This window comes from Streptomyces botrytidirepellens, from assembly GCF_003721215.1.
GTDB classification, from domain to species: Bacteria; Actinomycetota; Actinomycetes; order Streptomycetales; family Streptomycetaceae; genus Streptomyces; species Streptomyces himastatinicus.
Genome location: NZ_RIBZ01000223.1, coordinates 1 through 6,987, shown reverse-complemented (window position 1 = coordinate 6,987; position 6,987 = coordinate 1). Strand labels below are relative to the sequence as shown.

Here is a 6,987-nt window from a genome sequence, read left to right as displayed (position 1 = left end):
ACGCGGCTACGTCTTCCTCGGCACTGCCACCACAGCCGCCCTGGTCATTTGGCTTCGCACATGATCGGCCGGACAAGTCCTAGTACTGCAACGGTGCTTGCCGTGACTGCTGGCCAGTTCAGTCGTTGATGTGGTTATGGGTGGGGACCTTGCTGGTGCCAGGTTGTGGGCCAGTGAACTGGATGCTCTGCATGAGCGGTTCGTGCACAGGTTCAACCGGGAGGAGCCGCGTCAGTGGGCGATGGCTTACATGCGGGGGCTGGTTGCGCCGCTGCAGCGCAAGAACGGCTGGACGCTGGCGGAGGAAGCCGGGCACGCGGGTCCCGACCGCATCCACCGGCTGCTGAACCGGATCGAGTGGGACGCCGACGAGGTCCTGGACGACGTGCGCGACTACGTCGTCGAACACCTCGGAGACCAGGATGCCGTCCTGATCGTCGATGACACCGGCTACCTGAAGAAGGGCATTCGTTCGGCCGGTGTGCAGGCAGTACTCCGGCACCGCGGGACGCACCGAGAACTGCCAGATCGGTGTGTTCCTCGCCTACGCCACCGGCCGCGGACGCACGTTGATCGACCGGCGGCTGTATCTGCCCACGTCCTGGACGGATGACCGGGACCGCTGCTGGCGGGCGGGCGTCGACGACACGGTCGGCTTCGAGACGAAGGTGGCCATGGCCAAGGCGATGGTTTGCAGGGCCATCGCCGACCGGGTCCCGTTCGGATGGGTGACGGCGGACGCCGCTTACGGCTACAGCAAGGGCTGACGGTTCGAGTTGGAGCAGGCCGACGTCTTCCACGTCATGGCCACCACGAGGCACGACACGGTCGTCACCCGCTGGTCCATCGATCACCCCGTCCACGACCTGTTTCCCGGCCTGCCGCGGCAGAAGTGGAAACGCCGTTCCTGTGGTGAAGGAGCCCACGGCCGGCGGATCTTCGACTGGGCCCGCGTCGAAGTGAGGCCCTGGGCGCCGGGAGGACCGCCGGCACTGGGTGATCGTCCGCCGCAGTGTCAGCAGGCCTGAGGAGATGTCCTACTACATCGCCTACTGCCCTGCCCAGACCACGCTGGACGAGCTGATCCGCATCGCGGGCAGCCGATGGGCTGTCGAGGAATGCTTCCAAACCGCGAAGCAGGAGTGCGGCCTGGACGACTATCAGGTCCGCCGCTATCCCGGCTGGCACCGCCACATGACCCTCGCCATGGCCGCCCACGCCTGCCTGACCGTCCTGCGCGCCCGAGAGCTGGACACGGAGAAGGCAGAAACGGATCCTCCCAGCTCATCCACCTCAGCCTCGCCGAAATCAGACGCCTGATCACCCGCCTCACCGACGGCCGCCCTACCCCGGTCGACGACACTCTGCACTGGTCACACCGGCGACGACGACGCCAGCACCAAGCCCGCATCAGCCCCTACAAACGACGCGGACACAGCCCCTGAAAACTGCACTCTGGAGAACGCACGGCGGCGGAGACCGACGGGATATTCGAACCTCCGCCACCGCGCTCGGCGGCTCCGTCACCGTCGGTTCTCACGGAGCCGAGCCCCATTCACGACTTCGGCGTCACCTGGCCCGCGGTAATGTCCGAAGCCGTGCCACTCGCCCCCGCGCCGCCGGCCGCGGCCGGGGTCCCGGCGGGTCGCTGTGCCGCTGGTGCCTGCCCCGCGGCGGGCCGGGGGCGGCGCGGGAGTACGAAGGCTGCCGCCAGAACGGCCAGCAGCAGGAACCCACCCGCCAGCACGAACCCGAGGGAGTAGCCATCGACCGCGGCTGTGTCGGGGGAGATGCCCGCGGTCAGGCGGTGGTCGGTGCGCGTGGTCGCCGCGGTCACCAGCACCGCGAGGCCGAGCGCGCTGCCGACCTGCCGCGAGGCGTTCAGCAGTGCCGAGGCCGTGCCGGCCTCCTGGGGCGGGAGCCCGACGGTCGCCGCGGCCGTCAGCGGGACGAAGGCGATGCCCACTCCCAGGCCGGCCAGCAGGGAGGGCAGCAGCACGTCACCCAGGTAGGTGCCCGAGGGGTCGGCCATGCCGCACCAGGCGAACCCGACCGCGGCGATCAGGCCGGCCGGCACCAGCAGGGTCTTGATTCCGACCAGTTGCCTGCGCAGGGCGCGGGTGGTGGCCTGGATCGCGATCATCGCGGTCACGCACAGGGGCAGGAAGGCGGCGCCCGCCTCGGCCGGCCCCAGCTTCAGGATCCGCTGCAGATACAGCGACAGGAAGTAGAACACCGCGAGTTGCCCGGCCGCCAGCAGCGCCATATACAGGTTGGCGCCGGCGACATTGCGCCTGGTCAGCAGGGAGAGCCGGATCAGCGGGTCCGTCATCGGGCCGTACTTCTCCCACAGCACGAAGGCGACGAGCAGGACGGCGGCGACGGCCAGCGTGACCATGGTCGTGGGCGACGTCCACGACACCTCATCGGTGCGGATCATGCCGAGGATCAGCAGCCCCACGCCGCCCGTGGCGAGGACGGCGCCGAAGACGTCGAGGCGGCCCCGGCGGTTGCCGAGAGTGCCGGCCGGGACGCTGCGCAGGGCCAGGATGATGACCAGGAGCGCCATCGGCAGGTTCACCAACATCACCCATCGCCAGCCGGCGTACTCGGTGAGCAGGCCGCCGACCAGCACACCTACGCCGCCGCCGACCGCAGCGACGGCCGCGTACACACCGAGCGCCCGGGTACGCTCCTCGCCCTCGCGCTGGGTGAGGGTGAGAACCGCCAGCGCGGCCGGGGCCATCACCGCGGCGCCCACGCCCTGCACGGCCCGGGCGGCGATCATCTGCCACGGTTCCTGGGCCAGACCGCCCGCGAGCGAGGCGAGGGCGAAGGCCCACGTCCCGGACAGCAGGATCCGCCGCTGGCCGTACAGGTCCGCCGCCCGGCCGCCGAGCAGCAGGAAGCCGCCGAAGAACAGGGCGTAGATGTTGACCACCCACGGAAGCTGGGCCGGATCGAAGCCGAGGCCGGCTCCCATGTCGGGGAGCGCTACGTTCACGACCGTCATGTCGAGGGTCACCATGAACTGGGCGAGGGCGACTGCGATTAACGCCTGCCCCCTGTTCAAGGCCGTATCGGGCATCCGCCCCTCCAGTGTTTTCTTACTCGTATTATGTACGCGTACGATAACTCTAGCCCGGGCCCGTTGCCGTTGTCACCCGGTGCTGATCGGAGGTCATCCGCTCCGACCCGGACGGCACGTACGGAAGGTGGAGATGCGGCGTCCGGCCCGCGAGCTGTCCATCACGCCGGTGGCGCTCTACCACCACGTGCACGACCGCGACCAGCTCCCTCGGCTGCTGCTGGAGACCCGTCGACCGGCGCGGTCCGCAGACCCCCGCCTGACGGCGCGCTCCGACGTTTTCCGGGTCGGCCCGGGAGACGTCCAGAATCTGCCCAGACGCATAGGCGACAGTGAGCGGGCCGGGCAGGACAACCGCGCCGATGATGCGCCGGCGCTGTGGCATTTCCGTGTATGAGGTGCGGGTCCCCGTACGTACGAACCGCGACGTGACGGAAGATGGACGGATGCAGCCCCGACCCCGACGCTCCGGCAGGACCGGCCGCCCGCCCCGGTTGGCGCGTGAGGCGATTCTGTCCGCCGCACAGCGCATTCTGGACGAAGAGGGCGCGGAGAACCTCTCCATGCGCCGCCTCGCCAAGGAGATGTCCAGTACGCCCATGGCCCTGTACCACTACGTACGGGACAAGGACGAGCTGTTGCTGCTCCTTCTTGAGGAGCACGCCGCGAAGTTCCCCCGTCCCGGACTGCCGGGCGAGCCCCGCGCCCGCCTTCTCGCCTCCGCCCAGGTCCTGCACGACATCCTCGTGGACTGCCCGTGGATCGTCGAGGTCGTCGCCTCCGACGACCTCTTCGCCGTCTCGGCGATGTGGATCGTCGAGAACATCCTGGATGCCGCCATCGAGTGCGGGATGACCCCCGAGGACGCCGTCTACGCCTACCGCGTCATCTGGTACTACACAGCCGGTGAACTCACCGTCCGCTTCAACCGCGAGCGCCGCCACGCGCACCTGGACCGGCCACCGCGCCGCGACCAGATCGCCGGCCTCGACCCCGGGGAGTTCCCACTCCTCACCACGCTGGGCGCCCGCTGGAGCGGGCTGACCACCCGGGACACACACCGCCGCGGTCTGGAGGCGGTCGTCGAGGGACTGCTGGCCCAGGCCACCTGACCGATCGGCCCGGCACGCCCGAAGGGCTCTGACTGGGTACCCCGAGCCCGTGGCAGCTTGTACGCGGCGACCCCGCGGTCCCGCAGGACGGCCTGCGCCTGGCGCAGCGTCAACTCCAACTCCCCGTCGCGGAGCACCAGGCAGGCGCAGGTTTGCTCGCCCATCAGCGGGTGCGGCAGCGCCACGACGCCGACGGCACCTGGGAACGCCTGCTGCAGCGGGTCCAGGCCGCAGCCGACGCCGCCGGAGACATCGACTGGGACATCGCGGTCGACTCGACCGTCGTGCGCGCTCACCAGCACGCGGCCGGTGCACGCATCGATCCGCCGCCGGCGGCTGCGTCAAAGGGGGCCGGAACAGCAGAACACCAGGACGAGCCGCCGTGGCAGAGCCTGCTCGTCCGGCTGGTGGAGGTGGTGCAGGAGGTGAGGGACTGGGCCGCTCGCGCGGCGGGCTCACGAGCAAGCTCCACCTGAGCTTGACGTTTAACCTTCGAGTCGGGGCTGACCTCCCGGTAGAAGACAACGTCGGCTGTTACCTCGACAGCTCGTTGTCGTTGCGGTTCAGCGTCGCAGCCATGGCGTTGGTGTGCTCGCAGTAGAAGCTGTGCTCATGGCGAGAAGACCACAAGTCCAGACCGGTACCATCGGTGGTTGCTTATTCAACGGATGCATGACCCTTTGTGGCCTGTTACTCGTAACCGTCGTAGGCACCTGGATCTGGCTGGCGACTCAACCAGAGCGTGATGAGGAAAAGGCCCGCGCAGACCTGCGTGAAAACGTCGAAACGCGCCGTGAGCGCCTCGCTCAGGCCGCGGCTGACGGGGTCTTGCAAGAAGCAGAGATCGCCCAGCTCTTCCCTCCCACGAAACCGGCCGAGGGTTTGGTCGACATTAAAAGGCAAGGCGAATCGATCACCGTCACCGCTGGCATGCTCGGTCTTGGACCGCAAAGAGCGTTCATCTTCGCGTACCAGACCAGCGTGGAAGGCTGTTACGCCTTCCACGTTCCTCCTCCTGCACGCCGAGCCCCGCGTGTATCCGTGCGGCAACTCCCCGATGAGACATGCACAGCCAGCACGGTCACGAACCCTCCGAGCGCGCTCACTCGGTGACGCGCCGCGGCTTGGTGCCTATCTGGTGATGGGAGGGCCGACTGTACGCCTCGCCGGTGGCCAGGACCCGGCCCACGTCGTGGCGGGCGGCAGGGCGGCGATTCTTGGAACCCGGCGGTCGGCCGGGCCCGGGATGCGACGGTTTCGGTGCACCGGCCGGGCTACCGGTCTTCGTGCACAGGTTTCTGAACCCCCTGCGGACTCGGGCGGGCGTCAGCTTGTTCGGCTCGGCCGGCTTCTCCCAGGGCCGCCGGAGGTCAGTGGCCAACGGCCGGGCGAGCCGGAGCTGGGCATAGACGGCGATCACCAGCCACGTCCACCGATCAGCTGCTTCCGAGCTGCGAAGCCGGGGCTTGGTCCACCCGAGCGTCTGCTTGAACAGACGGAATGTGTGCTCGAGGTCGAAACGTCGGAGGAAGGACTGCCAGCAGCGGTCCACGTCGTCCGGAGTGGCAGCGGTGCCTGACCACCACAGCCAGACCGGCTTGTTCACCCCGCCGCTGGGCAGGTTCTCGACGCTCAGGCGGATCACGGTGCCCTCGATAATGGGCAGCGGTCCATGGTGGTCGGTCCACGCTGCCCGCCGAGTCAGCCGCGGGTGCAACCGGTCCCACGCCTGTGCGGTCGCCTTCCCATAGAGGCGGGTGTCCGTGACGGTCACGACCTGCTCGCTGCCCCAGGTGGCGGGGTCACCGAAGACGAACTCGCCACCGTGCTTGGGCGGTCGCCCGCCCCTGGGGTCGTAAACCCGCGGCGGTGTCGGCCGACGCATGACGCGGTCGGACCGCAAGCGGCCGAGGATCTCGACGGGCAGGCCGTTCAGCAGGTGGGCGATGCGAGGTGCGTCGTATCCGGCGTCCAAACGACCAGGACCTCGGGATCGCCCGGTTTCCACTGCCCGACGGCGACGAGCTGCTCGACGACCTCGCGGATCTGGACTGTGGTCACCGCGGCGACGTCGGCGCCGGGTTCCAGGCGGACCGCGTCCAGCACCGCCGTCCAGGGCGTTCGGCCGGTCTCCAGCGCGGCCACGACCGAGTACGGCCAGCCCGGGACCATCTGGTGCTTGCCCTCGCCCCGGCCGAAGGTGTGGCAGAAGGAACGGTCAGGGCAGGTGTTGGCGTCCGGCCGCGGCCATGGCGAGACGTCCGCGGCCAGCACGATCCGACCGTCCGCCGCCCTCGGCAACGGCGTCCCGGCAAGCGCACGACGCAGCCGGACAACGTCGATCCGTCCATGGTTGAGGCCACCGTAGAGGGCCCCGTGCCCCCGGCGGTGTTCCGGCGCGAGTGCAAGATCGACCAGGGTCCTCACCGGCCCGTCAGTGCACAACAGCGCGTCGCACACCTCGAACAGGGCATCGCCTCGTGCGGTCAGAGACGCGTACAACTCCGTCCGGAAGCTTGACACTTCTGCGAACGCATCCCGCAGGACGTCCTGATGCCCCAAACTCACGACCACGGCCTTCGTACTGTTCCTCTGCCTCTGTGACGGAGCACAGGATCAGACGAAGGCCGCCTTCACGTCCGCTGAACTGCGAAAACGCCGATCAAGTTCGAGTCGCGTTCGACGCCAGACCTTAAATGACAAGCTGAGTGCCGACGGCCGCTGTCGCCCGCTGTCCCTGATGGTCACCGGTGGACAGCGGGCCGACTGCACCCAGTTCCAGCCGGT

General features: G+C 68.8%; 4 protein-coding genes and 3 pseudogenes. 4 read left to right on the top strand and 3 right to left on the bottom strand.

The window, feature by feature from the left end; genetic code table 11:
• The first annotated feature begins 136 nt into the window (after positions 1-136).
• Positions 137-1,320: pseudogene (locus EEJ42_RS16685) on the top strand (IS701 family transposase).
• A 235-nt stretch (positions 1,321-1,555) separates the two neighbouring features.
• On the opposite strand, the gene EEJ42_RS16680 reads toward EEJ42_RS16685, so the two are convergent.
• The gene (locus tag EEJ42_RS16680) at positions 1,556-3,088 is read right to left on the bottom strand and encodes an MFS transporter (RefSeq protein WP_123100713.1); all 1,533 of its coding nucleotides are present in this window, start codon (positions 3,086-3,088) and stop codon (positions 1,556-1,558) included.
• A 133-nt stretch (positions 3,089-3,221) separates the two neighbouring features.
• On the opposite strand from EEJ42_RS16680, the gene EEJ42_RS16675 reads away from it, so the two are divergent.
• From EEJ42_RS16675 to EEJ42_RS54650, 3 genes and pseudogenes are all read left to right on the top strand, one after another.
• On the top strand, positions 3,222-3,485 hold the full coding sequence (locus tag EEJ42_RS16675; RefSeq protein WP_123100712.1) for a hypothetical protein: 264 nt from the start codon (positions 3,222-3,224) through the stop codon (positions 3,483-3,485).
• Between the two features lie 49 nt (positions 3,486-3,534).
• Positions 3,535-4,200, top strand: a complete 666-nt coding sequence (locus tag EEJ42_RS16670; RefSeq protein WP_123100711.1) for a TetR/AcrR family transcriptional regulator — start codon at positions 3,535-3,537, stop codon at positions 4,198-4,200.
• A gap of 194 nt (positions 4,201-4,394) precedes the next feature.
• A pseudogene (locus EEJ42_RS54650) lies at positions 4,395-4,675 on the top strand (hypothetical protein); the annotation flags it as partial.
• A 215-nt stretch (positions 4,676-4,890) separates the two neighbouring features.
• Here EEJ42_RS54650 and EEJ42_RS16660 read toward each other — a convergent pair.
• Both EEJ42_RS16660 and EEJ42_RS16655 read right to left on the bottom strand, forming a co-directional pair.
• Positions 4,891-5,205 carry a hypothetical protein gene (locus EEJ42_RS16660; RefSeq protein WP_148081982.1) on the bottom strand — a complete coding sequence of 105 codons (315 nt, stop codon included), beginning with the start codon at positions 5,203-5,205 and terminating at the stop codon, positions 4,891-4,893.
• 97 nt (positions 5,206-5,302) lie between these two features.
• Positions 5,303-6,660 (bottom strand): annotated as a pseudogene (locus EEJ42_RS16655) (NF041680 family putative transposase).
• Positions 6,661-6,987: the final 327 nt, after the last annotated feature.